The 22190-nt window shown below is 63.8% G+C and carries 17 protein-coding genes and 1 tRNA gene; 11 read left to right on the forward strand and 7 right to left on the reverse strand.

The features are described from left to right. Positions 1 to 68 precede the first annotated feature (68 nt). On the reverse strand, positions 69 to 1190 hold the full coding sequence (locus ACE3TQ_RS20910; protein ID WP_374584613.1) for a beta-ketoacyl-ACP synthase III: 1122 nt from the start codon (positions 1188 to 1190) through the stop codon (positions 69 to 71). 112 nt (positions 1191 to 1302) lie between these two features. Beyond that, the gene (locus ACE3TQ_RS20915) at positions 1303 to 2733 is read right to left on the reverse strand and encodes a S41 family peptidase (protein WP_374584615.1); all 1431 of its coding nucleotides are present in this window, start codon (positions 2731 to 2733) and stop codon (positions 1303 to 1305) included. A 285-nt stretch (positions 2734 to 3018) separates the two neighbouring features. Between ACE3TQ_RS20915 and ACE3TQ_RS20920 the strand changes: the two genes are divergently transcribed. The 5 genes from ACE3TQ_RS20920 (at position 3019) to ACE3TQ_RS20940 (ending at position 12209) form a co-directional block, all read left to right on the forward strand. After that, entirely contained in the window at positions 3019 to 3579 is a 561-nt protein-coding gene (locus ACE3TQ_RS20920; protein WP_374584617.1) for a hypothetical protein, read from the forward strand. A 111-nt stretch (positions 3580 to 3690) separates the two neighbouring features. Then, entirely contained in the window at positions 3691 to 5877 is a 2187-nt protein-coding gene (locus ACE3TQ_RS20925; RefSeq protein WP_374584619.1) for a TonB-dependent receptor plug domain-containing protein, read from the forward strand. Positions 5878 to 5928: 51 nt separating this feature from the next. Then, positions 5929 to 7941, forward strand: coding sequence for a M13 family metallopeptidase (locus tag ACE3TQ_RS20930; protein WP_374584665.1), 2013 nt, complete (start codon positions 5929 to 5931; stop codon positions 7939 to 7941). Between the two features lie 109 nt (positions 7942 to 8050). Next, complete coding sequence (locus tag ACE3TQ_RS20935; protein WP_374584621.1) at positions 8051 to 10078, forward strand: M13 family metallopeptidase; 2028 nt, start codon at positions 8051 to 8053, stop codon at positions 10076 to 10078. 121 nt (positions 10079 to 10199) lie between these two features. Continuing rightward, positions 10200 to 12209: a M13 family metallopeptidase gene (locus ACE3TQ_RS20940; RefSeq protein WP_374584623.1), complete on the forward strand. Its 2010-nt coding sequence runs from the start codon at positions 10200 to 10202 to the stop codon at positions 12207 to 12209. 195 nt (positions 12210 to 12404) lie between these two features. On the opposite strand, the gene ACE3TQ_RS20945 is transcribed toward ACE3TQ_RS20940, so the two are convergent. Beyond that, positions 12405 to 12944: a cytochrome c5 family protein gene (locus tag ACE3TQ_RS20945; RefSeq protein ID WP_374584625.1), complete on the reverse strand. Its 540-nt coding sequence runs from the start codon at positions 12942 to 12944 to the stop codon at positions 12405 to 12407. 152 nt (positions 12945 to 13096) lie between these two features. Between ACE3TQ_RS20945 and ACE3TQ_RS20950 the strand changes: the two genes are divergently transcribed. Continuing rightward, positions 13097 to 13172: transfer RNA gene (locus ACE3TQ_RS20950), tRNA-Arg, on the forward strand. Between the two features lie 116 nt (positions 13173 to 13288). Here the strand turns inward: ACE3TQ_RS20950 and ACE3TQ_RS20955 are convergent. Both ACE3TQ_RS20955 and ACE3TQ_RS20960 read right to left on the reverse strand, forming a co-directional pair. Then, positions 13289 to 13882 carry a hypothetical protein gene (locus ACE3TQ_RS20955; protein ID WP_374584627.1) on the reverse strand — a complete coding sequence of 198 codons (594 nt, stop codon included), beginning with the start codon at positions 13880 to 13882 and terminating at the stop codon, positions 13289 to 13291. A gap of 79 nt (positions 13883 to 13961) precedes the next feature. Continuing rightward, entirely contained in the window at positions 13962 to 14261 is a 300-nt protein-coding gene (locus tag ACE3TQ_RS20960; RefSeq protein WP_374584629.1) for a hypothetical protein, read from the reverse strand. 175 nt (positions 14262 to 14436) lie between these two features. Between ACE3TQ_RS20960 and ACE3TQ_RS20965 the strand changes: the two genes are divergently transcribed. Together ACE3TQ_RS20965 and ACE3TQ_RS20970 are read left to right on the forward strand one after the other, a co-directional pair. After that, complete coding sequence (locus ACE3TQ_RS20965; protein ID WP_374584631.1) at positions 14437 to 15426, forward strand: acyltransferase family protein; 990 nt, start codon at positions 14437 to 14439, stop codon at positions 15424 to 15426. 55 nt (positions 15427 to 15481) lie between these two features. After that, positions 15482 to 16486, forward strand: a complete 1005-nt coding sequence (locus ACE3TQ_RS20970; RefSeq protein ID WP_374584633.1) for an acyltransferase family protein — start codon at positions 15482 to 15484, stop codon at positions 16484 to 16486. Here ACE3TQ_RS20970 and ACE3TQ_RS20975 read toward each other — a convergent pair. Beyond that, the gene (locus ACE3TQ_RS20975; protein ID WP_374584635.1) at positions 16437 to 17360 is read right to left on the reverse strand and encodes an AAC(3) family N-acetyltransferase; all 924 of its coding nucleotides are present in this window, start codon (positions 17358 to 17360) and stop codon (positions 16437 to 16439) included. The genes ACE3TQ_RS20970 and ACE3TQ_RS20975 overlap by 50 nt on opposite strands. After that, positions 17353 to 18546 carry a hypothetical protein gene (locus tag ACE3TQ_RS20980; RefSeq protein ID WP_374584637.1) on the reverse strand — a complete coding sequence of 398 codons (1194 nt, stop codon included), beginning with the start codon at positions 18544 to 18546 and terminating at the stop codon, positions 17353 to 17355. The genes ACE3TQ_RS20975 and ACE3TQ_RS20980 overlap by 8 nt, the downstream gene beginning before the upstream one ends. A gap of 184 nt (positions 18547 to 18730) precedes the next feature. Here ACE3TQ_RS20980 and ACE3TQ_RS20985 point away from each other — a divergent pair, with 184 nt between their 5' ends. From ACE3TQ_RS20985 to ACE3TQ_RS20995, 3 genes are read left to right on the forward strand one after another with little or no spacing between them, the layout of a single operon-like run. After that, positions 18731 to 19585 carry a TIGR02466 family protein gene (locus ACE3TQ_RS20985; RefSeq protein WP_374584639.1) on the forward strand — a complete coding sequence of 285 codons (855 nt, stop codon included), beginning with the start codon at positions 18731 to 18733 and terminating at the stop codon, positions 19583 to 19585. Next, on the forward strand, positions 19578 to 20705 hold the full coding sequence (locus ACE3TQ_RS20990; protein WP_374584641.1) for an acyltransferase family protein: 1128 nt from the start codon (positions 19578 to 19580) through the stop codon (positions 20703 to 20705). Before ACE3TQ_RS20985 ends, ACE3TQ_RS20990 begins: the two co-directional genes overlap by 8 nt. After that, the gene (locus ACE3TQ_RS20995; protein WP_374584643.1) at positions 20702 to 22147 is read left to right on the forward strand and encodes a lipopolysaccharide biosynthesis protein; all 1446 of its coding nucleotides are present in this window, start codon (positions 20702 to 20704) and stop codon (positions 22145 to 22147) included. Before ACE3TQ_RS20990 ends, ACE3TQ_RS20995 begins: the two co-directional genes overlap by 4 nt. The last annotated feature ends 43 nt before the right edge of the window (positions 22148 to 22190 follow it).

Below are 22190 nucleotides of genomic sequence, written 5' to 3' on the forward strand. Positions count from 1 at the left end.
CAAATGGTGCCCTTGGGCACCATTTGTCCGATTGTCAGACCTGACCCCGAATTTTCAGACTCGAATTTTCAGACTTTACGGACGACGACGGAGCCGATCGAGTAGCCGGCGCCGAAGCTGCAGATCACGCCGTATGCGCCGGACGGCAAATCGTCCTGGTGCTTGTGGAAGGCAATGATCGAGCCGGCGGAGGAGGTGTTGGCATACGTATCCAGGATCACCGGCGCTTCCAGCGGCTCGGCATCGCGGCCGAGAATGGTGCGGGAAATCAGCTGGTTCATGCTCAGGTTGGCCTGGTGCAGCCAGAAGCGGCTCATTTGCTCAACCTGCAGCCCGGCGCGCTCGATCGAATCCTTGATCATCTGCGCGGCCATCGGGCACACGTCCTTGAACACCTTGCGGCCCTGCTGCTTGAACAGCTTGTCCGGCGCGCCGATGCCGCTTTCGTCGAAGCGGTTCATGAAGCCGAAGTTGTTGCGGATGTTGTTGGAGAAGCTGGTCTTCAGCTTGGTATCCAAGATGTCCCACTGGTGCTTGGACACGGCATTCTCTTTCGCTTCCACGATCACCGCGGTGCAGGCGTCGCCGAAGATGAAGTGGCTGTCGCGGTCGCGGTAATCCAGGTGGCCGGAGGTGATTTCCGGGTTCAGCATCAGCACGGCGCGCGCCTGGCCGCTCTGCACCGCCGCCACCGCCTGCTGGATGCCGAAGGTGGCGGAGGAGCAGGCCACGTTCATGTCGAAGCCGAAGCCGTCGATGCCCAGCGCCTGCTGCACTTCCACCGCCATGGCCGGGTAGGCGCGCTGCATATTCGAGCAGGCCACCAGCACCATATCGATGTCGGCCGGGGTGCGGCCGGCGCGGTCCAGCGCCTGGCGCGCGGCGGCGACGCAAATCTCGGCCTGCAGCGACAGTTCGTCGTTGCTGCGCTCGGGAATGCGCGGGGTCATGCGTTTTGGATCGAGGATGCCGCTCTTTTCCATCACATAGCGCGACTTGATGCCGGAAGCCTTTTCAATGAAGGCGGCGCTGGAGGGTTCCAGGGCGGTCACGGTGCCGGCCGCGATGGCGGCGGCGTTTTCCGCATTGAACAGTTCAACGTAAGCGTTGAAAGCAGTGACCAGTTCGTCATTGCTGATCGAATTTTCCGGGGTATAGAGGCCGGTACCGCTGATGACGGCTTGTTTCATGATCAATCTTTCTTATTTGGGAATGGGTCAGGTGACCGGTTAGCCGGGCGATTTTACCGCATCCGCCAACAAAAACGGCGCCTCAGGGGGCGCCGTCTTGATCATTGTCAGCTTATTTCTTGGGCGGCGGGTCCAGTTTGACCAGTTTGGATTCGCCCTTGGCCAGCTGCACCGGCTGGCCTTGCAGGTGGTTCAGGGCCTGCTTCAGCTGGAAATCGTCGCCGCTGCCGTATTCCAGCGGCTTGCGCTTCTTCTCGGCCGCCAGGATGCGCATCTGTTCTTCCAGCTCGTCGCGCTGGCTCTTGCCGGCTTCCTGTTCGCGGTCGTTGGACAGGTGCTTGGCCAGGTCCGCTTCGCGCATGCGCAGGCTGTTCAGGCCGTCGCCGTCCTCGTTTTCATCCACCGCCAGGTCGGGCGAGATGCCCTTGGCCTGGATCGAGCGGCCGTGCGGCGTGTAGTAGCGCGCCGTGGTCAGCTTGACGGCGGTATCGGCGGTCAGCTGGCGGATGGTCTGCACCGAGCCCTTGCCGAAGGTCTGCGAGCCGATGATGGTGGCGCGCTTGTAGTCCTGCAGGGCGCCGGCCACGATTTCCGAGGCGGAGGCGGAGCCGGTGTTCACCAGCACCGCCATCGGCACGCGCTTGACCGCCTCCGGCAGCTTGGCCAGCGGGTCGCCGTCGCCGCGCAGCGAGTAGTATTCGGCGCGGCCGTAGAAGATCTGCTTGGAATCGGGCAGCTGGCCGTTGGTCGAGACGATCGGCGTATCCTTCGGCAGGAAGGCCGCCGCCACGCCAATGGCGCCTTGCAGCACGCCGCCCGGGTCGTTGCGCAGGTCCAGCACCAGGCCTTTCAGGTGCGGGTCCTGGCGGTACAGCTCGGTGATCTTGGTGGCCAGGTCTTCCACCGTCGGTTCCTGGAATTGCGAGATGCGTACCCAGGCATAGCCGGGCGACACCATCTTGGCCTTCACGCTTTTCTGGTGGATTTCTTCGCGGTTCAGGGTGAACTGCAGCGGCTGCGGCTCGTCCTTGCGCATGATGGTCAGGGTCACCTTGGTGCCCGGCTCGCCGCGCATCTTCTTGACCGATTCGTCCAGGCTCAGGCCTTTGAGCGAGGTGGCGTCCAGGCGCGTGATCATGTCGCCCGCCTTGATGCCGGCGCGGTAGGCCGGCGAATCCTCGATCGGGGCCACGATCCGGATATAGCCTTCGTCGCTCTGGCCAATTTCAATGCCCAGGCCGACGAACTTGCCTTGCGAGCCTTCGCGCAGCTCGGCATAGGCCTTCTTGTCCAGGTAGGCGGAATGCGGGTCGAGCGAGGCCACCATGCCGGCAATCGCCTCGGTCAGCAGTTTCTTGTCTTCCACCGACTCGACATAGTCGGATTTGATCAGGCCGTACACATCGGCGAGCTGCTTCAGCTCTTCCAGCGGCAGGACCGGGTCGACCTGCCTTTGTGCCATCGCGGAGAACTGCAGGGAGACTGCCACCCCGGCTACCACGCCCAGGCCAATCAGGCCGGCGTTCTTGAGTTTCTTGCCCATGTGTCACCTGTTTCGGATACAGCGGTAACTCGACCGCCATTGGAATTCAGTATAAACCTGATTCTCAGCAATCGTAGCTGCCAGCATGGAATAAATCCGCAGGAAAGCCACGCCAAAAGCACAACTTGGTAAGTGTTTGCCAAGGTTTTTACCGGAGTAAGTATTTGTAAGAAAGACGCTGGCCCTGCCGTGCGGCCCCTACACTGGGTTCTGCAATTCTCTCTACCCTGAAGTGGTCTTATATGCCTGCGGCTCCGCAGGCATCTTTTTTTCTGGAGCATGCAAATGAGTCTGATCCGTTCTGCCCGCGCCGCGTGGCTGGTGCTGGCCATGGCTGCCGCCCCCGCCTTTGCCGTGCCGCTGATGGAGCTGCGCACCGAAGACCTGGTGCCGATGGCCGCCGAATTCCGCAAGTCCCTCAACCTGAATGCCAACCAGTCCACCCTGTGGGCCAAGGTGGAAAGCCAGAGCAAGGCGCTGCTGCGCGAGCGCAAGGCGCGCCGCGAACGGCTGCAGGAGGCTACCCGCCAGCGCCTGGAGGCGCAAAACGTCGAGCTGCGCGAGCTGCAGGCCGGGCTGGAGGCGGAGCAGGCCACCACCGCCGCCGAAGACCGCCAGCTGCGCGAATGGTGGCTGGGCATTAATGATGCGCTCGACGATAGCCAGCGCCAGGCTGTGGCAAAGTTTCTCTCAGACCAACTAGTGCGCGTGGAGGGCGGACCGGCCGGTGGACGCGAGCGGCCATCCGGCGAACGCGGCGAGGGCGGCCATCGTGGCGGGCCGGGTGGGCGCGGCGGCATGGGCGGCCCCGGCGGCGGGGCTGGCGGTCCCGGCCGCGGTATGTAGGTCCGGTATCAAAAAGTAAAAAACGGCCCCCGCTTGCGCCAGCGGAGGGGGCCGGGGTTTACAATGCCTGCGCGGCGCCAACCGGCCTGCCGCGCGGAACATTGTCAAACCATGAAGAAGTTCATCCCATTCGCCCTGGCCAGCCTGGGCCTTGCCGCCGGCGCGGCGGCGCAAACCCAGCCAGCCGACCCCGTCATGCCCCAGGTCACCATCAGCGGCGGCCGCCAGGACGATATGGCCGAGCGCCGTAACTCGACCGCAGGCAAGCAGGTCTACGGCCGCGAGGAGCTGGACCGCAATGGCGACAACAATATCGGCGATGTGCTGAAACGCCTGCCGGGCGTGACCCTGGGCGGCCGCCCCGGACGCGGCGGCGAAGTACGCATGCGCGGCCTGGGCAGCGGCTACACCCAGGTGCTGGTGAACGGCGAACGCCCGCCGGCCGGCTTTTCCATGGAATCGCTGTCGCCCGACCAGGTCGAGCGCATTGAAGTGATGCGCGGCCCGGTGGCCGAGCACAGCGCGCGCGCCATCGCCGGCACCATCAATATCGTGCTGCGCGACGGCTACCAGGTGCGCGACGTGCAGGTAAAGGCATCCGACCGCATCGAGCAGGGCCGCCACTCGCCGGAAGTGTCGGTCACCATCCCCGGCAAGCAGGGCGCGCTGAACTACACGCTGTCGGCCTCGTTCAACGTCAACCGCCAGCACGACCGCAGCCAGACCCGCAACTTCGACACGGAAGCCGATGGCGACCTGGCCAAGGAGCAGTTCCTGCAAAGCGAAAGCGCCGGTACCAACAAAGGCCTGCACCTGGTGCCGCGCCTGTCGTACAAGTTCGAAAACGGCGACACGCTGAACTTCCAGACCATCCTGATGCACCAGCAGGGCCGCAGCAACGCCACCAGCACGCTGGAGCAGGCCTTGCCGCAACTGGCGGCCGGCGTGCCGGGCGGCCCGGAATACAACCTGGCGCAGCAGGGCAGCGAGAACGACGTCACCTTCCTGCGCGGCTTCGGCAACTGGGTGCACCGCCTGCAGGGGCCCAGCAAGCTGGATGTGAAGTTCGGCTTCAGCCTGGGCAAGCGCGACAGCGATTCGCTGCGCTACCAGTACAACAAAACAGGCACGCTGCTGGACCGCTTCACCGACACCGACAACACCAGGGACAAGAGCATCAACACCGGCGGCAAATACACCTCGCCGCTGGGCACAGGCCACATGCTGGCCGCCGGCTGGGAGCTGGAGGCGAGCCAGCGCGACCAGCTGCGCGTCTCGCTCGACAAGGACGGCAAGCCGCAGTTCGCCGAATCCGGCGACAACCTGGCCGCCGACACGCGCCGCGTTGCCCTGTTCGCGCAGGACGAATGGGATATCACCCCGCAGTGGTCGGCCTCGCTCGGCGCGCGCTGGGAAGGCATCCGCACCACCTCCGAGCGCAGCAGCGGCGCCATCGCCAACACCAGCAAGGTATTCAGCCCGCTGCTGCACGCGGTATGGAAAATCCCCGGCCGCGAGAAAGACCAGGTGCGCGCCAGCCTGACGCGCAGCTACAAGTCGCCCACCGTGCAGGACCTGATCGCCGCGCCGGCGCAGTCGCGCCAGAACAGCGCCACCAGCCCCGACCGCACCGGCAACCCCAACCTGAAACCGGAACTGGCCACCGGCCTCGATCTCGCTTACGAGCATTACCTGGGCCGCAACGGCATCGTCAGCATCAGCGGTTTCGTGCGCAAGATCGACGACCTGATCCGGCGCGACCTGGAGCTGCGCCAGACGGAGCTGGGCCTGCGCTGGGTTTCCGCCCCGTTCAATGTGGGCAAGGCGCGCACCAGCGGCATCGAACTGGAAGCCAAGTTCTCGCTGGCCGAATTGATGGACGACGCGCCGCAGATCGACTTCCGCAGCAACTACAGCCGTTTCTGGTCCAAGGTCGACGGCATTCCCGGCCCGGACAACCGCCTCGACCAGCAGGCGAAGCAGACGGCCAACCTGGGCATGGACTACCGCCTGAAAGACATTCCACTCACGCTTGGCGCCAGCTACAACTGGACCCCACTGGTCCGCACCCAGGTCAGCGACAAGCAGCGCGTGGAAGCCAGCCGCAAACGCGTGCTGGACATGTATGCGCTGTGGCGTTTCGACAGCCGCACGCAGCTCCGCATCAGCGCCAACAACCTGCTGGCGGATGATGCAACCGGGTACAACCTGGTGTACGCTAATGGGCTTGCTGCACAAGCGGCCTCGCTGAACCCCACTTACACCCAGTGGAGTGTTCGACTTGAAACCAAATTCTAAAGGGACAACAGAGTGAAACGTTTTATCCTGAGCACCATTACCCTGAGCGTGATGGCGGCCTTCGCCCACGCGGCTGGCCACGAAGGCCATGACCACAACCACGCCCCGGCCCTGACGTCGGGCATCGATACCCAGTACATCGACAAGAGCGTGCGTGCGCAGGACGACTTCTTCCAGCACCTGAACGGCGAATGGCTGAAGACCACTGAGATCCCGGCCGACAAGTCGAGCTGGGGTTCCTTCGCCAAGCTGCGCGACGACACCCTGTTCCACCTGCGCGACCTGATCCAGGACCTGCAAAAGCAGAAAGGCCTGAAAGGCGACGAAGCCAAGATCGCCGCGCTGTACGCGTCCTACATGGACGAAGCCAAGCTGGAAAAGGCCGGCATCAAGCCGCTGGCCGGCGAGCTGTCCAGGATCCGCGGCCTGAAAGACAAGAAAGGCATGCCGGCGCTGATCGCCCACCTGAACAAATCCGGCGTGCCGGCGCCTTACGGCGTGGGCGTGAGCCAGGATGCGCGCAACTCGACCCAGTACGCGGCCTACATGGGCCAATCCGGCCTGGGCCTGCCTGACCGCGACTACTACCTGAAAAAAGACGACGCCAAGATGGCCGACGCGCTGGCCAAGTACGAGCTGCACGTGGCCAAGGTGCTGGGCATGGCCGGCAACAAGAACGGCGCCGACATGGCCAAGGCCATCATCGGCCTGGAAACCGAACTGGCCAAGGCCCAGTGGACCCGCGTGGAGAACCGCGACCCGGTCAAGCGCTACAACAAGATGGAAATCACCAAGCTGGCCGAGATCGCGCCTGGCTACGACTGGAAAGCCGCCCTGGGCGCGGTTGGCATCGCCGCCAAGACCGACACCGTGATCGTGGCCCAGCCAAGCTACATGACCGAATTCGCCAAGCTGGTGGAAAGCACCCCGCTGGAAACCTGGAAAGCCTACTTCGAATGGCAGCTGCTGCGTGACGCGTCGCCATACCTGAGCAAGGAATTCGACCAGGCCAACTTCGCCTTCTACGGCACCGTGCTGACCGGCGTGACCGAACAGCAGCCACGCTGGAAGCGCGGCGTGGGCGTGGTGGAAGGCGCCATCGGCGAAGGCCTGGGCAAGCTGTACGTGGCCAAGTACTTCCCGGCCGAGCGCAAAGCGCGCATGGAAGAACTGGTGAAGAACCTGCTGGTGGCCTACAAGCAGAGCATCGACAGCATCGACTGGATGGGCCCGGAGACCAAGAAGCAGGCGCAGGAAAAACTGGCCAAGTTCACCCCGAAAATCGGCTACCCGAACAAATGGCGCGACTACAGCAAGCTGCAGTTCAACGCCGGCGACCTGGCGGGCAACCTGCGCCGCGCTACCGAGTTCGCGTACAACCGCAATATCGACAAGCTGGGCAAGCCGATCGACAAGGATGAATGGGGCATGACCCCGCAGACGATCAACGCCTACTATCGTCCAACCGCCAACGAGATCGTGTTCCCGGCCGCCATCCTGCAGCCGCCGTTCTTCGACATGAAGGCTGACGACGCGGTCAACTACGGCGCCATCGGCGCCGTGATCGGCCACGAAATCTCGCACGGCTTCGACGACTCCGGCTCGCAGTACGACGGCGACGGCAACCTGCGCGACTGGTGGACCGCGCAAGACCGCGCCGCCTTCAAGGTCAAGGCCGACGCCATGGTCAAGCAGTACGGCGCCTACGAGCCGGTGCCAGGCTACCCGATCAACGGCAAGCTGACCCTGGGCGAGAACATCGCCGACAACTCCGGCCTGGCGATCGCCTACAAGGCATACAAGATTTCCCTGGGCGGCAAGCAATCGCCAGTGATCGACGGCCTGACCGGCGAGCAGCGCGTGTTCATGGGCTTCGGCCAGGTATGGCGCACCAAGATGCGCGAGCAGCAGGCCATTGTGCAGGTCAAGACCGACCCGCACTCGGCCGGCCGCTTCCGCGCCAACGGCACCGTGGTCAACCAGCCAGCCTTCTACGAAGCCTTCGGCGTGAAGGAAGGCGACAAGATGTACGTCAAGCCGGAAGACCGCATCATCATCTGGTAATACAAACCAGGACAAAAAAGCCACGCCCCGCGTGGCTTTTTTTTTTAAGTTTGCCGGGGTGCCGTGCTAGAGTCGCGCGATACCGTCACACATACCTAGGAGGGTAACTTTGAAACGCAAGATCCTGAGCGCCATTGTCATCGGCCTCTTTACCGCCAACGCGGCAATCGCTGCCGGCAAAACCGCACTGAAATCCGGCATTGAAACGGCCAGCATGGACAAATCCGTGCGCGCCGCCGACGACTTCTACCTGTACACCAACGGTAGCTGGATGAAAAATACCCCGATTCCCGCCGACCGCGCCTCCTGGGGCACGTTCGCGCAGATGTCGGAAGAACTGCAACCGCGCCTGCGCGCGCTGATCGAAGAAGCCGCGGCCAAAGGCGGCAGCGCCGACGCCAAGCGCGTAGGCGACCTGTTCGCCTCCATGATGGACGAGGCACGCGTCGAGCAGCTGGGCATCACCCCACTGGCCGGCGAGCGCGCCCGCATCGCCGCCCTGAACGACAAGAAGCAGCTGGCCGCCCAGTTCGCGCACTTCTCGCGCATGGGCGTGAGCAGCCCGTTCGACGTCGGCATCCACCAGGATAACAAGGACTCGACCCGCTACGTGGCCGACCTGGGCCAGTCCGGCCTGTCCATGCCCGACCGCGACTACTACCTGAAAAAGGACGACGCCAAGCTGGCCGAAACCCTGGCCAAGTTCGAAGCCCATGTGGCCAAGCTGATGGCGCTGGCCGGCGACAAGAACGCCGCCGCCACCGCCAAAGCCGTCGTCAACGTGGAAACGCGCCTGGCGCAGATCCAGTGGACCAAGGTCGAGCTGCGCGATCCGGTCAAGGCCTACAACAAGGTCGAAGTCGCCAAACTGAACGAACTGATGCCCGGCTTCGATTTCGCCACCTGGATGGACGGCGTGCATATCGGCGGCAAAGTCAAAGACGTGATGGTCAGCCAGCCGAGCTACCTGCAGGCGCTGGACAAGGTGATCGCCGAGGTCTCGCTGGAAGACTGGAAGGCCTATATGGACTACCGCCTGCTGGCAACCTACGCGCCGCGCCTGTCCAAAGCCTTCGTTGACGAGCACTTCTCGTTCTACGGCACCGCCCTGAGCGGCGCCACCGAACTGCGCCCACGCTGGAAGCGCGCCGTATCGCTGACCGAAAACGCGATGGGCGAATCGATCGGCAAGCTGTACGTGGCCAAGCACTTCCCGCCGGAAGCCAAAGCGCGCATGGAAAAGCTGGTGAAAAACCTGCTGCAAGCCTTCAAGCAGGGCATCGACAACCTGGAGTGGATGAGCCCAGCAACGCGCAAGGAAGCGCACGCCAAGCTGGCCAAGTTCACCACCAAGATCGGCTACCCGAACAAATGGCGCGACTACAGCGCGCTCGAGATCAAGCGCGACGACCTGGTAGGCAACGTGATGCGCGCCAACCAGTTCGAGCATGAGCGCCAGGTCAACAAGCTGGGCAAATCGATCGACCGTGACGAGTGGCTGATGCCGCCGCAGCAGATCAACGCCTACTACAACCCGGAGATGAACGAAATCGTGTTCCCGGCCGCCATCCTGCAGCCGCCGTTCTTCGACATGAAGGCTGACGACGCGGTCAACTACGGCGGCATCGGCGCCGTGATCGGCCACGAAATCTCGCACGGCTTCGACGACCAGGGTTCGCAATACGACGGCGACGGCAACCTGCGCAACTGGTGGACCGAAGAAGACGGCAAGCGCTTCAAGGAGCGCACCGCGATCCTGGTCAAGCAATACGGCGACTTCGAGGCGCTGCCAGGCTACAAGGTCAACGGCGAGCTGACGCTGGGCGAAAACATTGGCGACAACTCCGGCCTGGCCGTGGCCTACAAGGCCTACAAGCTGTCGCTGAAGGGCAAGAAAGCGCCCGTGATCGACGGCCTGACCGGCGACCAGCGCTTCTACATGGGCTGGGCCCAGGTGTGGCGCTCCAAGTACCGCGATGCCGCGCTGATCGGCCAGTTGAAGAGCGACCCGCACTCGCCAGGCCCGTTCCGCGCCAACGGCACCGTGCGCAACCAGCCGGGCTTCTACGACGCCTTCAGCGTGAAAGAAGGCGACAAGCTGTACCTCGCACCGAAAGAGCGCGCGATTATCTGGTAACCCCCAAACCGGTAAACCGGGGTCAGACCCAAGGGTCAGACCCCAGTCCGCACCCGCCGCATGACAGGGTCAGACCCTTGGGTCTGACCCAGGTTTCCCGGGTTCAAAAAAGAGACACCCCATGAAAAAACACCTAATAGCGCTAGCCGCCGCCCTGATCGCCGCCAGCGCCGGCGCCGCCGACAAATCCGGCATTGAATTGCAATACATCGACCCCGCCATCCGCGCCCAGGACGACTTCTTCAAGCACCTGAACGGCAAATGGCTGGCCACCGCGGAAATCCCCGCCGAAATGTCCAGCTGGGGCGTATGGGAAAAGCTGTACGAAGACATCCAGCCGCAACTGCGCAAGATCATCGAAGACGCCGCCCAAAGCGCCGCCAACGACGACCAGAAACGCATCGGCGACTTCTACGCCTCCTTCATGGACGAAGCGCGCCTGGAACAACTGGGCGTAGCCCCGATCCAGCCCGAACTCGTACGCATCGCCGCCCTGAGCGACAAGAAACAGCTGCCAGCCCTGTTCGCGTACCACAACCGCCACAACTTCCCCGTCCCGATGGACATGGGCATCCACCAGGACAACAAAGACTCGACCAAATACGTGATCGACTTCGTCCAGTCCGGCCTCGGCATGCCCGACCGCGACTACTACCTGAAGAAGAACGACCCCAAGATGGCCGAAACGCTGGCCAAATACCAGGGCACGGTGGAAAAGATGCTGGCGCTGGCCGGCGACAGCAACGCCGCCGCCAACGCCAAAGCCATCATCGCCTTCGAAACCAGAATCGCCCAACTGCACTGGGACAAAGTCGCCCTGCGCGACCCGGTCAAAGCCTACAACAAAGTGCCCGTCGCCAAGCTGGGCGCACTGATGCCGGGCTATGACTGGAACACCTACCTGGCCAGCCTTGGCGTGGCCGGCAAGGTCGACTACGTGATCGTCAGCCAGCCAAGCTACCTGAAAGCCCTCGACAAGTTGCTGGCGGAAACCCCGCTCGACACCCTCAAGCCCTACCTCGCCTGGGGCGTGATCCGCGCCAACGCGCCCTACCTGTCGAAAGCCTTCGTCGACGCCAACTTTGAGTTCTACGGCAAACAGCTGGGCGGCGCCACCGAGCAGCGCCCACGCTGGAAGCGCGGCGTCTCCGCCACCGAAGGCGCGCTGGGCGAAAGCATCGGCAAGGTCTACGTCGAACAGCACTTCCCGGCCGCCAATAAAGCGCGTATGGAAGAACTGGTGAAGAACCTGCTGGCGGCCTACAAGGACAGCATCGACAAGCTGACCTGGATGAGCCCCCAGACCAAGAAAGAAGCGCAAGCCAAGCTGGCCAAGTTCACCCCGAAAATCGGCTACCCGAACAAATGGCGCGACTACAGCAAGCTGGTTATCGACCGCAACGACCTGGTAGGCAACGTCACCCGCGCCACCGAGTTCGCAGTGCAGAAGGAACTGGACAAGCTGGGCAAGCCGATCGACCGCGATGAATGGGGCATGACGCCGCAAACCATCAACGCCTACTACAACCCCGAGCTGAACGAGATCGTGTTCCCGGCCGCCATCCTGCAGCCACCGTTCTTCGACGCCAACGCCGACGACGCGGTCAACTACGGCGCCATCGGCGCCGTGATCGGCCACGAGATCTCGCACGGCTTCGACGACCAGGGCGCGCAATACGACGGCGACGGCAACCTGCGCGACTGGTGGACCGCGCGCGACCACAAGAACTTCAAGGCGCGCACCAGGATGCTGGTCAAGCAGTACGGCGCATTCAGCCCGGTCAAAGGCTACAAGGTGAACGGCGAGCTGACGCTGGGTGAAAACATCGCCGACAACTCCGGCCTCGCCATCGCATACAAAGCCTACAAGCTGTCACTGGGCGGCAAGCCAGCCCCGGTCATCGAAGGCTACAGCGGCGAACAGCGCTTCTACCAGGGCTGGGCGCAAGCCTGGCGCGCCAAAGCCCGCGAAGCAGCGCTGATCCGCCAGGTCACCACCGACCCGCACTCGCCAGAGGAATACCGCACCAACGGCACCCTGCGCAACCAGCCAGGGTTCTACGAAGCGTTCGGCGTGAAGAAGGGCGACCAGATGTACCTCGCGCCAAAAGACCGCGTGATCATCTGGTAAACCCGGTAAGGCGGGGTCTGACCCAAAAGGGTCAGACCCCCAACGGTTTCGCAGTCCCCGATTCGCGACCCCGCCAACACCACCCAGCCGTTGCGCTGACAGGGTCTGACCCTCCGGGTCAGACCCCGGTTTCCCGGGTTTAAAAAAGGCAAAAAAAAACCGCTCTAACGAGCGGTTTTTTTAGATTCCCAGCGATCAGCCCTTAGGCTCCGCAGCAGGTGCATCAGCAGCCGGAGCCGCCTGTTTCACCTCAGGCTCCTTGAACTTGCCGCCCGACTGGTTCGCCATGAACACAACCGCGCGCGCCACTTCCACATCGTCCAGGTCAGGGTTGCCGCCCTTGGCAGGCATTGCACGCAGGCCCTCGATGGCATGCTTCACAACGGTATCGTAACCTTGAGCAATACGAGCACCCCATGCGCCGGCATCGCCAGTCTTAGGTGCGCCAGCCGCGCCGCTACCGTGGCAAGCTGCGCAAGTCGCGGTGTAAACCGCCTCGCCAGTCTGCAGCACTTTCGGCGCATTTGCATCCTTCAGGGTAAAGCCATTGTCGGCCACAGGTGCCAGACGCTTAGCAATCTCCTCCGCGCTCTGGCTATCGGACCCGGCACCAGTCAGCTTTTCCTGGGTCACAAACTGCACCAGCAAAACGATGCCAATGATAGTGACGGCGAAGAAACCTACAACGGCAGCGACCAGCTGCTTAGGCGTTCTGATAGCGGATTCGTGGCTCATGATTTCCTTAGGACAGTTTTCGAAAAGCTGTAGAAGGGTTGTTTTTTTGGCATTGAAACCGCCAGGCCCTCGTCAAACCGACGATTATAGACGGAAACCCCTAGCTATGGAATGGATTTCCGGCTATCCTTCGTGTCTCTTCAGTATCACCTGCGGCTGTAGCTCAGTGGATAGAGTATCGGCCTCCGAAGCCGAGGGTCGTGGGTTCGATCCCCGCCAGCCGCGCCATCAACCATACGAATTTTCAGGTAGTTTCCCGCTATCTGACCGTTGGTGTGATAAGTTCCAAAATCCGACAACACTTGAATCCAACCCGGTGTTGCCCGTATGCGCCAAATTCCTGTTTATTTTCCAAAGTAAGGCGCGAACGCTTCCTGTAGTTCTGCGGGAAGAGAATTGAAATCGATGCGCTGGTTCCTGATCTCAGTGCGTAGCCGCTCAGGACCGCGGAAAGCGCGAACCGTTCGGGCGGCAAGGTCGTGCGCCAGCTCTTGAAGGATTGGGTCGGGCACGTTACCGTCGTTATTGGCGTTCGGGTCGTGGACCTCGAATGTCTCCGCAGCGTCATCGCCGCCACATTTATCGCCACGTATGGTGAAGACGGACCCGTTATCCCATAATTCGTAAAGCCGTTGGCCGGATTCAGGCTTGCGTCGTTTGAAGTAGCCGGTGAGCATGTAATACGTTGATGTCGCATCCTTTGCTCGTGCGAATACCCAGACCCGGGCAGTGTGTACTTCATTGTCCTCAATCTGGCCGCACAAAGCGCGCTGGTCTTCGGGGAATGGCTCGAGGTTTGCCTGGTGAAGGGGCAAACGCAGACCGAGCACGGGCACCGTCAAGAAGGCCGGCGGCTTGTTGCTGCCCGCTGCAGCGGCTGCCGTGCAGATTGAAAACAGGGCTGCCTTAATAAGGCAGTCAATAACGATAGACCGCAAAATGTGGCCTCTCTTCCCGATACTTTTTACCGGCCCAGAAATCGCCGTGGGCGAAGTCGGAAATCCAGTTCCTTCCGTCCTAGCCGGCTACATGGTCCGCTGGGCCGCCCGTATGCGGCTTCATCACCATCACATCGCCGCGAACGAAATTGAAGCTGTCGAACTGCTTGGCGGGCCGCGTCGGCTTGAAGTCGACGGGTAGGTTCGAGTGTGGCACGGCGCAAGTGCCAAAGACTTGCGATCGATCAACACAAGCGAGGAGGAGGGATGCAGCAATAAGTGCCTCCGAAGCTAGAGCAGCCTGCACGCCATTGAGCGTTTTGCCGATCCGCGAGGTCCTGCCACTTTTCTTAAGCTGGTGACCGGATTCGAACAGCATCCCTTTGCAACTGTAGCAATGTGTTGCCTGGTGGCGCTGGTCGTCAGCAGGCGGTCCAGGCAAGCGGTGGCACGGCGGGGGCGGCTGGATGGGTAGCCCACCCGGCACCCGCCACACTTGCAAATGTGATAATTATCGTGCAAGATATGCACTCATTTTCGCCAGCTCAACGATCATGATGTTCAAACCCAACCTGGACTTGTTGCGGGCAGTGGCCGTTGTGCTGGTGCTGGTTGCGCACGTCTGTGAAGTGCATGATTGGGACTATGGCGACATCCAGTACCGGATGGGCCAGCTCGGGGTGATGTTGTTCTTCGTGCACACCAGCCTGGTCCTGATGCAGTCGCTGGAGCGCCAGAACCTGGAGGGCAGCGCGCTGTTCAAGCGGTTTTATATCCAGCGCCTGTTCCGTATCTACCCCCTCAGCGTCGTTTTTGTCCTGAGTATCTATGTGTTCGGGCCGGAGGTTTACAGCCTGTTCGAGCTGTTCACCAACCTGACCTTGACCCAGAACCTGGCCTATACGCGCTATATGAGCGGCGTATTGTGGTCCTTGCCGCTGGAAGTGCAGATGTATGTGGTGCTGCCCTTCCTTTACGTCTTCTTCAAGGACCGTCCGGTACGCTGGCTGTTGATCCTGTGGCTTGCCGCGATCCCGCTCGCCATCCTGATCCCCAGCATCACGCGGCGCCTGACCATTTTCATTTTTGTGCCTTGTTTCCTGGGCGGTGTGATCGCCTGGCGCCTGCAGAACCGGGAACGCTTGCCGGCCTGGGTCTGGCCGCTGTTACTGGCCCTGCTGTGCGTGCTGTACGGGGCGTTTTCCGATCCGCGCACCGAGAACGTGGGCCGCTGGAGTGCTTGCCTGGCGCTGGGCCTGGCAATCCCTTATATCCGCCAGCTGCAGACACCACGCTTGAACCAGGTGAGCAAAACGATTGCCACCTACAGCTATGGCATTTACCTGTTCCACTACCCCTTGCTGTACATCGCATTCGACCACCTGGCGTACTTGCCGACGGCCGTGCAATGGCTGATCTTTGGCAGCAGCCTGTGGGCGGCCACGTATTTCGGCTACCACCTGATCGAGCATCCGATGATCAAGCTGGGCGTGCAGTGGAGCCTGCGCCGCGCAACAGGCAAGGCGGTGGCGCCCGCCAGTTGAGCGGGGCATGATTTGCCGCAAAGGTTAGGGCGGCGGGCTCGGGCATCATGGCACGATGCTGAAGCCCAACCTCGACTTGCTGCGTGCCGTGGCGGTGCTGCTGGTGCTGGCAGCGCACGTCGCCGGCTATACCATCCAGACCAGCCGCACTTCCTACGCGCTGGGCCAGCTGGGCGTGATGCTGTTCTTCGTACATACCAGCCTGGTGCTCATGCAGTCGCTCGAGCGCCAACAGCTGGCCAGGGCTGCGCTGTTGCGCGCCTTCTACCTGCAGCGCGCCTGCCGCATCTATCCCCTGTGTGTCGTAATGCTGATTGGCATCTACCTGTTCCTGGATCGGCAGTGGACGCCATTTGAAATCGCAGCCAACCTGCTGCTGGTGCAAAACCTGGTGTATGCGCGCTATATGTCGACGGTGCTGTGGTCGCTTTGCCTGGAAGTGCAGATGTATGTGCTGCTGCCGTGGCTGTTCCTGCTGTTCCGCCACCGCCCGCCAGGCTGGCTGCTGGCGCTGTGGCTGCTGTCGGTGCTAGTCGCTTTCCTCGTGCCCTTGCTCAGCCCGCGCCTGAATGTGCTGGAATATGCCCCGTGCTTCCTGGCCGGGGTGCTGGCCTGGCGCCTGGCCGAGCGGCCGCGCTTGCCGGGCTGGCTGTGGCCGCTGGTGCTGGCTGTGCCGTGCCTGGCGTACGTCGCCTGGGCCGAGCCGCGTGCCAATAATTACGGGAGCTGGGCAGTCTGCCTGGCGGTGGCGCTGGCCTTGCCGTGGCTGCGCCAGCTGGCGGCGCCGCGCCTGAACCAGGCCAGCCGCCTGGTGGCGCGCTACAGTTATGGGATTTACCTGTTCCATCCGCCGCTGCTCTGGTATGCCTTCCGCACGCTGGACGGCGTGCATCCGGTCTGGCAGTGGACGGTGTTCCTGGCGCTGCTGGCGTTGTTGACCGGCCTCGGCTACCACCTGGTGGAGCTGCCGATGATACGGTTGGGCGCGCGCTGGAGTGCGCGCCGGCCGCTCAGGCCAGCGGGCGCGCCGCCAGTTGTTCCGGAGTCGAGTAGATGGTGATGTGCTGGCCGGCCAGCTGCTGCAGGTGGTCGAAAAAGCCGCGCGCCGGAATCCACCAGGAGGCGGCGTCGCCGACCAGGCCCTGTTGCATCAGGCCGGCGCGCTGGAATTCGGCCATGAAGTAGGCGCGCAAGTCTTCACGCGAGCGGTGGTCGATGCGGCGCTGGGCCAGGGCCGGGTCGAACGGGCGCAGCGGCACTTCGTAGCGCTGGCCGGCCTGGTCGATGCAGGGCAGGAGGAAGTTGCGTTCGCCCCAGACCGGTTCCGGGAAGGCGTCGCCCATGGCGTCTTCCAGCACGTGGTAGAAGGTGACCGGCCCCATGGAAATGCCCAGGCCCAGTACTTTTGCACGCTCCAGCCCGACAAAGCGCTGCCAGGGCGAACCTTCGCCGAACACGGACGGCGCCTGGTGGTGCGCCTCGGTCAGGTAGCGCGCGTGGCGGCCCCAGGCCGACACCGAATGCGTCGGGTGCACGCTGCGGGCGATGCCGGGGCTGGCCAGGAAGGCTTCCGGCAGGCGGCCCATATTGGTGCCGTGCTTGCGCACATCGAATACGTAATCGCTCATTTCCGCCGTGGCGAGGATGGAGCCGCCCGGCATGTAATACGTCGGCAGCACCAGCGTGCCTTGCGGGCCGACCGCGTCCTGCAGCGCCTGCACCACGGTGGCGGCGCCGCCTTCCACATAGCCCAGGCTGCTGAGCGAGGAGTGGATGAAGACGGCGTCGCCCGGTTCAATGCCGAGGCGGGCCAGGCCGGCCGCCAGTTCTTCGCGGCTGACATGGCGCCGGGTCTGCTTCTGTTCCCGCGCGCTGCTGCGGCGGCGCAGCAGTTCCAGCGCGGCTTTGGCCAGGCGCTTGGCCGGCTTAAGCATTGCGTGCCTTCAGCAGGTCCTGTTCCAGCAGGTTGGAATCGATGCAGAACTTGGCGGCCCAGTTCAGGAATTCATACTGGCCGTAAGCGCCATCGACCGGGAAGGAGCCTTTCACGGCGCCGCGCGTTTCTTTCGGGCCGTCCAGTTTGACGGTGCGCCGCACGTACTGGTTCAGGCGCTGGCCGGCAGCGAAGTAGCGCTGCTCGCCGGTCAGCTGGTACAGCAGGAACAGGCAGTGCGCGTTCTGCACGGAGCCGGTCAGGCAGGCGAATTTCACGGCCGGGCGCCATTGGCTGTCGAGGCGGCCGGCCAGGAAGCCGTCCGGGCCCACGGCGTCGAGCAGGGCGTTGCCGGTGCGCACGGCGGCGGCCAGCAGTTCCGGGCGCTGCGACAGCAGGTAGCCTTCCAGCGCGCCGCGCAGCACATAGCCGATGGTGTGGCTGAGCGGGTGGATCGGGTCGTTCAGGCAGTTGGAGGCGAACCAGCCGTTCGGCTGCTGCTTGGTCAGGGCCCATGCCACCTGGCGCAGGCCGGCTTCGCCGTAGCCGTGGCCGGGCGCCACGCGCTCGGCGGCGAACAGGCCCCACGACACATGGGTTTCATAGGCTTTCTCGCCCGGCTTGGCGAACGGGGTAGGGTGTTTGCGCCAGCAGCCGTCTTCGTCCAGCGAGTCGCGCAGCCAGGCGGCGGCGCGGTGCATGGCGTCCAGATAGCGCGGGTCGCCGTATTCCTGGGCGCCGGCGGCCAGGCCGATCAGGATCTGGCCGGTGTTGAAGGTGACCGGCACGCACGGCGTGGAGTCGATGCGGCCGCCCTGGAAGCCGCCTTCCGGGAACTGGATGGCGACGAACCAGTCCAGCATGCGGCGGGCGCGCTGGTGCAGTTCGTCGCTGCCCTGGCGGCGCGCCAGTTCGATGATGGTGGGCACGATGTAGCCGGTGGTTTCCGGATACGAGGTGGCCCAGCCTTTGACCAGGCTGAAGTCGCGCGCCACGCCGCCATCGGCCGAGGCCGAATGGTCCTGGGCCGCGCGCAGCCAGTCGGTGCATGCTGCCAGCACGGCTTCGATGCCCGGATCGGTCGCTGGCAGGCCGGCCTGGTCGGCCTTGCGTTCCGCCACCGCGCCCAGGGGCAGGGGGGCTTCCGGGGTGAGTTTGTTCTTAATCGACCGCAACAGCTGGCGCATTGTGTTCCCATTCAATGTTGTCATTTGACCATCATCATGATGCCAGCCGGGCTGCCCAGTGTCAATTTCGCGATTGCCGCGGCGGCCACCGTTGATATACTATGATAGACGTTTTGATAATTTTCCCGCGCCCACCGTCATGAATTCCCCGTCCCCGGATCAGGTTGCCTTGCAGGGTGCAACCATGGAACTGCTGTTCCCGTCGCCCGTCATGCATTTTGACTGGCCCGACAGCGAAGAATTGAACCGGGCGCTGCGCGATGTGGTGCTGGCGCGACGCACCAGCAGTTGCGGCACCGTGAAAACCAACCGTGGCGGCTGGCAGTCGAATGCCGACATGCAGGACTGGCAGGAAGCGCCGGTACGCCAATTGCTCGAGCGCATGACCACTCTGGCGCGCGAATACGTGGCGCGCCAGACCGGGCGCGACGCGGCCGAGTTCGCCACTGGCTGGAAAATCCGCGCCTGGGCCAATATCAACGAGCACGGCCACTACAACCGGCGCCACGACCACCTGGGCGTGCATTCCTTCTTTTCCGGCGTGTACTACGTGAACGTGGGCGACATCACCGCCGGCACCGCGTCGGGCGGCCGCACCCGCTTCGAGGATTGCAGCTTCGTCGCCATCGACGTCGACCGCCAGCCCGATCCGCTGCGGCGCGACTACTTCATGACCCCGCGCAATGGCCGCATGCTGCTGTTCCCGGCCAGCCTGATGCACTCGGTCGAGGTGTACGGCGGAACCCAGCAGCGCATCACCATTGCCTTCAACCTGTACCACCCGAGCTTCACCGTGCCGCGCCTGGACGAGCGGCTGCAGGCCAGCGACTGGTGGCTGACCAATTTCCGCGGCCTGGTGCTGCTCAAGCGAAAGATCCCGGAAAAGCTGTATGCGCTGGTGCTGTTGCCGCGCCAGCTGCTGGCGCGCCGCGTCAGCAACCCGCTGTCCCTGAAAGCCTGGGGCCAGCATATCGACGCGGCCATGCAGCATGCCACCGCGCTGGCATCCGAACATTTTGAGACCAAGCGTAATGCCTGATTCGCGCGGCATGTCCCGCAGCTTTTCGCTCTACCTTGACGCGCTGCGCCTGGCGGCGGCGCTGACCGTCATGCTGGCGCACACGGCGCGCGCCAGCATCCTGGGCGCGCCCCTGCTGCCCAATTCGGTCGGCCACAATGCGGTGGTGGTGTTCTTCCTGCTGTCGGGCTATGTGATCGCCTACGTGGCCGAGCACAAGGAAAACGACGCGGCCAGCTTCTGGACCAGCCGCCTGGCGCGCATTTACTCGGTGGCGCTGCCGGCCGTGCTGCTGGCGCCGCTGGCCGACATGCTGGGGCAGATGGTCGATGCGCGCGCCTATGCCGGCCTGACCACGCACGATTACGGCTGGCTGCGCGTGGCGGCCAGCCTGCTGTTCGCCAACGAGCTGTGGCTGGTGTCCATCATGCCGTTCTCCAATTCGGCCTACTGGTCGCTGTGCTATGAGATGGCCTACTACCTGCTGTTTTCGCTGTGGTGCTTTGGCCGCGGCGCGCGCCGCTGGCTGTGGCTGGCGCTCGCCATGCTGCTGATCGGCCCCAAGATCCTGCTGCTGGCCCCGGTCTGGTGCCTTGGTGTCGTGGTCTACCGCTGGCAGGGCGGCTACGCCATCGGCGCCGCCACCGGCTGGCTGCTGTGGCTGGCGTCCCTGGTGGGCCTGGCCGCCTTCCAGTACTGGGACGTCGGCGCCGCCCTGTCGCACTGGACCGGCAGCGTGCTGGGGCCGGAGCTGTACCGCCAGCTGCATTTTTCTAAACATTTCCTGGGCGACTACCCGCTGGCGCTCCTGATTGCCATGAACTTCATCGGTTTCCGCCGCATTGCGCCGGCCTTCGACAGCCTGTTCGCCGCGCTGGCGCCGGCGCTGCGCCGCGCCGCCGGCTATACCTTCTCGATCTACCTGTTCCACCTGCCGCTGGTGCTGCTGTTTGAAGTGCTGCTGGCCGGCATGGGGCAGGGCTATGCCTACCTGGCCGCCGTGCTGGCCGCCACCCTGGCCAGCGTGGTGCTGCTGGGCAGCGTCACCGAGTTGCAGAAGGAACGCCTGCGCCAATGGCTGCGCCGGCAGCTGGCGGCCGGCGGCAAAGTCGGCTACCAGGCCGCGGAGCCACGCCCATGACCATCGGCAGCGACCTGGCGCGCGGCGTCAAATGGGTGGCCGGCGCCAAGCTGGCGGCACAGGTCATCACCTGGGGCGTCACCATCTATGTCATGCGCCTGCTGGCGCCGTCCGACTACGGCTTGCTGGCCATGTGCATGGTGGTGATCGGCCTGCTGACCATGTTCGCCGAAGTCGGCCTGGGCCCGGCCCTGATCCAGCGCAAGGAAATCAGCGAACAGGACCTGCGCCAGGCCATGGGGGTGATCTGGCTGGCCAACCTCGGCCTGTGCCTGCTGACCAACCTGCTGGCGCCGCTGGTGGCGGCCCTGTACGGCCAGCCGCGCCTGCAGCCGGTCATGCATGTGCTGTCGCTGCAGTTCATCCTGCTGCCGCTGGTGGTGGTGCCCGATGTGCTGCTGCAGCGCCGCCTCGAATACAAGCAGCGCTCGCTGATCGAACTGAGCGGGGCGCTGGTTGGCTCCCAGGCCACGCTGCTGCTGGCGATATTCGATTGCGGCGTGTGGTCGCTGGTGGGCGGCATGCTGGCGCAGCAGCTGTGGCGGGTGGGCGCCCTCAACTGGTGCGTGCCGGGCCAGCCGTGGCCGCTGTGGAAGCTGCAGGGCATGGGTTCCCTGCTCGGCTTTGGCGGCAACGTCACCGCCACCCGCCTGCTGTGGTACAGCTTCATGCAAGCCGACGTCGCCATTGTCGGGCGCGTGCTGGGCGACCAGCTGCTGGGCTGGTATTCGGTCTCGATGCACCTCGCTTCGCTGCCCATGCAGCGCATTGCCGGCATCCTCAACCACGTGCTGTTCCCCATCATGGCGCGCAGCCAGCATGATTTGCCGGCCATCCGCCACGGCGTGCTGCAAGTGCTGGGCTATGTCAGCGTGCTGGCCTTCCCCATGATGTGGGGCATGGCCTGCGTCGCGCCGGAGCTGGTCAGCGTGGTGCTGGGCCCGGACTGGCAGGGCGCGGTGCTGCCGCTGCAGGTGCTGTGCCTGGTCATGCCCTTCCGTACCTTGGCCCAGCTGCTGCCGGCCGTGGTCGATGCCGTGGGCCAGACCGGGGTCAACCTGCGCAACGTGCTGCTGGCCTGCCTGGTGATGCCGCCCGCGTTCTACCTCGGCACGCACTGGGGCATCAAGGGCGTGGCCTATGCCTGGCTGCTGGCCTATCCGGTGGTGCTGCTGGCCAATATGCGGCGCATGCTGCAGGTGCTGGGCTTGCGCGCCGGCCAGGTGCTGGGCCGGATCGGCCCCACCATCCTGTGCTCGGGCCTGATGGCCGGCGCCGTTACCGCGTTGCGGCCTCAGCTGGCGGCCCAGCCGCGGCCCTGGGCCCTGGCGGCCGAGGTGCTGGGCGGCGTGCTGGCCTATGGCCTGGCCAGCCTGCTGTTCAACCGCGACATGGTGCGCGAGGTGCGCAGCCGCATAGGACGGCGCGCGGCGGCCTCCTGAGTTTGATTGTATTTTTCTATTGAAACTTTTGGAGAGTTTCCTA

The sequence above is a fragment of the Pseudoduganella sp. genome (assembly GCF_041914865.1).
GTDB lineage: Bacteria > Pseudomonadota > Gammaproteobacteria > Burkholderiales > Burkholderiaceae_D > Rugamonas.

Bases quoted from the DNA above. Each gene is read 5' to 3' on its own strand.
- ACE3TQ_RS20910 (WP_374584613.1), bottom strand. From the start codon at position 1,190: ATGAAACAAGCCGTCATCAGCGGTACCGGCCTCTATACCCCGGAAAAT.
- ACE3TQ_RS20915 (WP_374584615.1), bottom strand. From the start codon at position 2,733: ATGGGCAAGAAACTCAAGAACGCCGGCCTGATTGGCCTGGGCGTGGTA.
- ACE3TQ_RS20920 (WP_374584617.1), top strand. From the start codon at position 3,019: ATGAGTCTGATCCGTTCTGCCCGCGCCGCGTGGCTGGTGCTGGCCATG.
- ACE3TQ_RS20925 (WP_374584619.1), top strand. From the start codon at position 3,691: ATGAAGAAGTTCATCCCATTCGCCCTGGCCAGCCTGGGCCTTGCCGCC.
- ACE3TQ_RS20930 (WP_374584665.1), top strand. From the start codon at position 5,929: ATGGCGGCCTTCGCCCACGCGGCTGGCCACGAAGGCCATGACCACAAC.
- ACE3TQ_RS20940 (WP_374584623.1), top strand. From the start codon at position 10,200: ATGAAAAAACACCTAATAGCGCTAGCCGCCGCCCTGATCGCCGCCAGC.
- ACE3TQ_RS20945 (WP_374584625.1), bottom strand. From the start codon at position 12,944: ATGAGCCACGAATCCGCTATCAGAACGCCTAAGCAGCTGGTCGCTGCC.
- ACE3TQ_RS20960 (WP_374584629.1), bottom strand. From the start codon at position 14,261: ATGCTGTTCGAATCCGGTCACCAGCTTAAGAAAAGTGGCAGGACCTCG.
- ACE3TQ_RS20965 (WP_374584631.1), top strand. From the start codon at position 14,437: ATGATGTTCAAACCCAACCTGGACTTGTTGCGGGCAGTGGCCGTTGTG.
- ACE3TQ_RS20970 (WP_374584633.1), top strand. From the start codon at position 15,482: ATGCTGAAGCCCAACCTCGACTTGCTGCGTGCCGTGGCGGTGCTGCTG.
- ACE3TQ_RS20975 (WP_374584635.1), bottom strand. From the start codon at position 17,360: ATGCTTAAGCCGGCCAAGCGCCTGGCCAAAGCCGCGCTGGAACTGCTG.
- ACE3TQ_RS20980 (WP_374584637.1), bottom strand. From the start codon at position 18,546: ATGCGCCAGCTGTTGCGGTCGATTAAGAACAAACTCACCCCGGAAGCC.
- ACE3TQ_RS20985 (WP_374584639.1), top strand. From the start codon at position 18,731: ATGGAACTGCTGTTCCCGTCGCCCGTCATGCATTTTGACTGGCCCGAC.
- ACE3TQ_RS20990 (WP_374584641.1), top strand. From the start codon at position 19,578: ATGCCTGATTCGCGCGGCATGTCCCGCAGCTTTTCGCTCTACCTTGAC.
- ACE3TQ_RS20995 (WP_374584643.1), top strand. From the start codon at position 20,702: ATGACCATCGGCAGCGACCTGGCGCGCGGCGTCAAATGGGTGGCCGGC.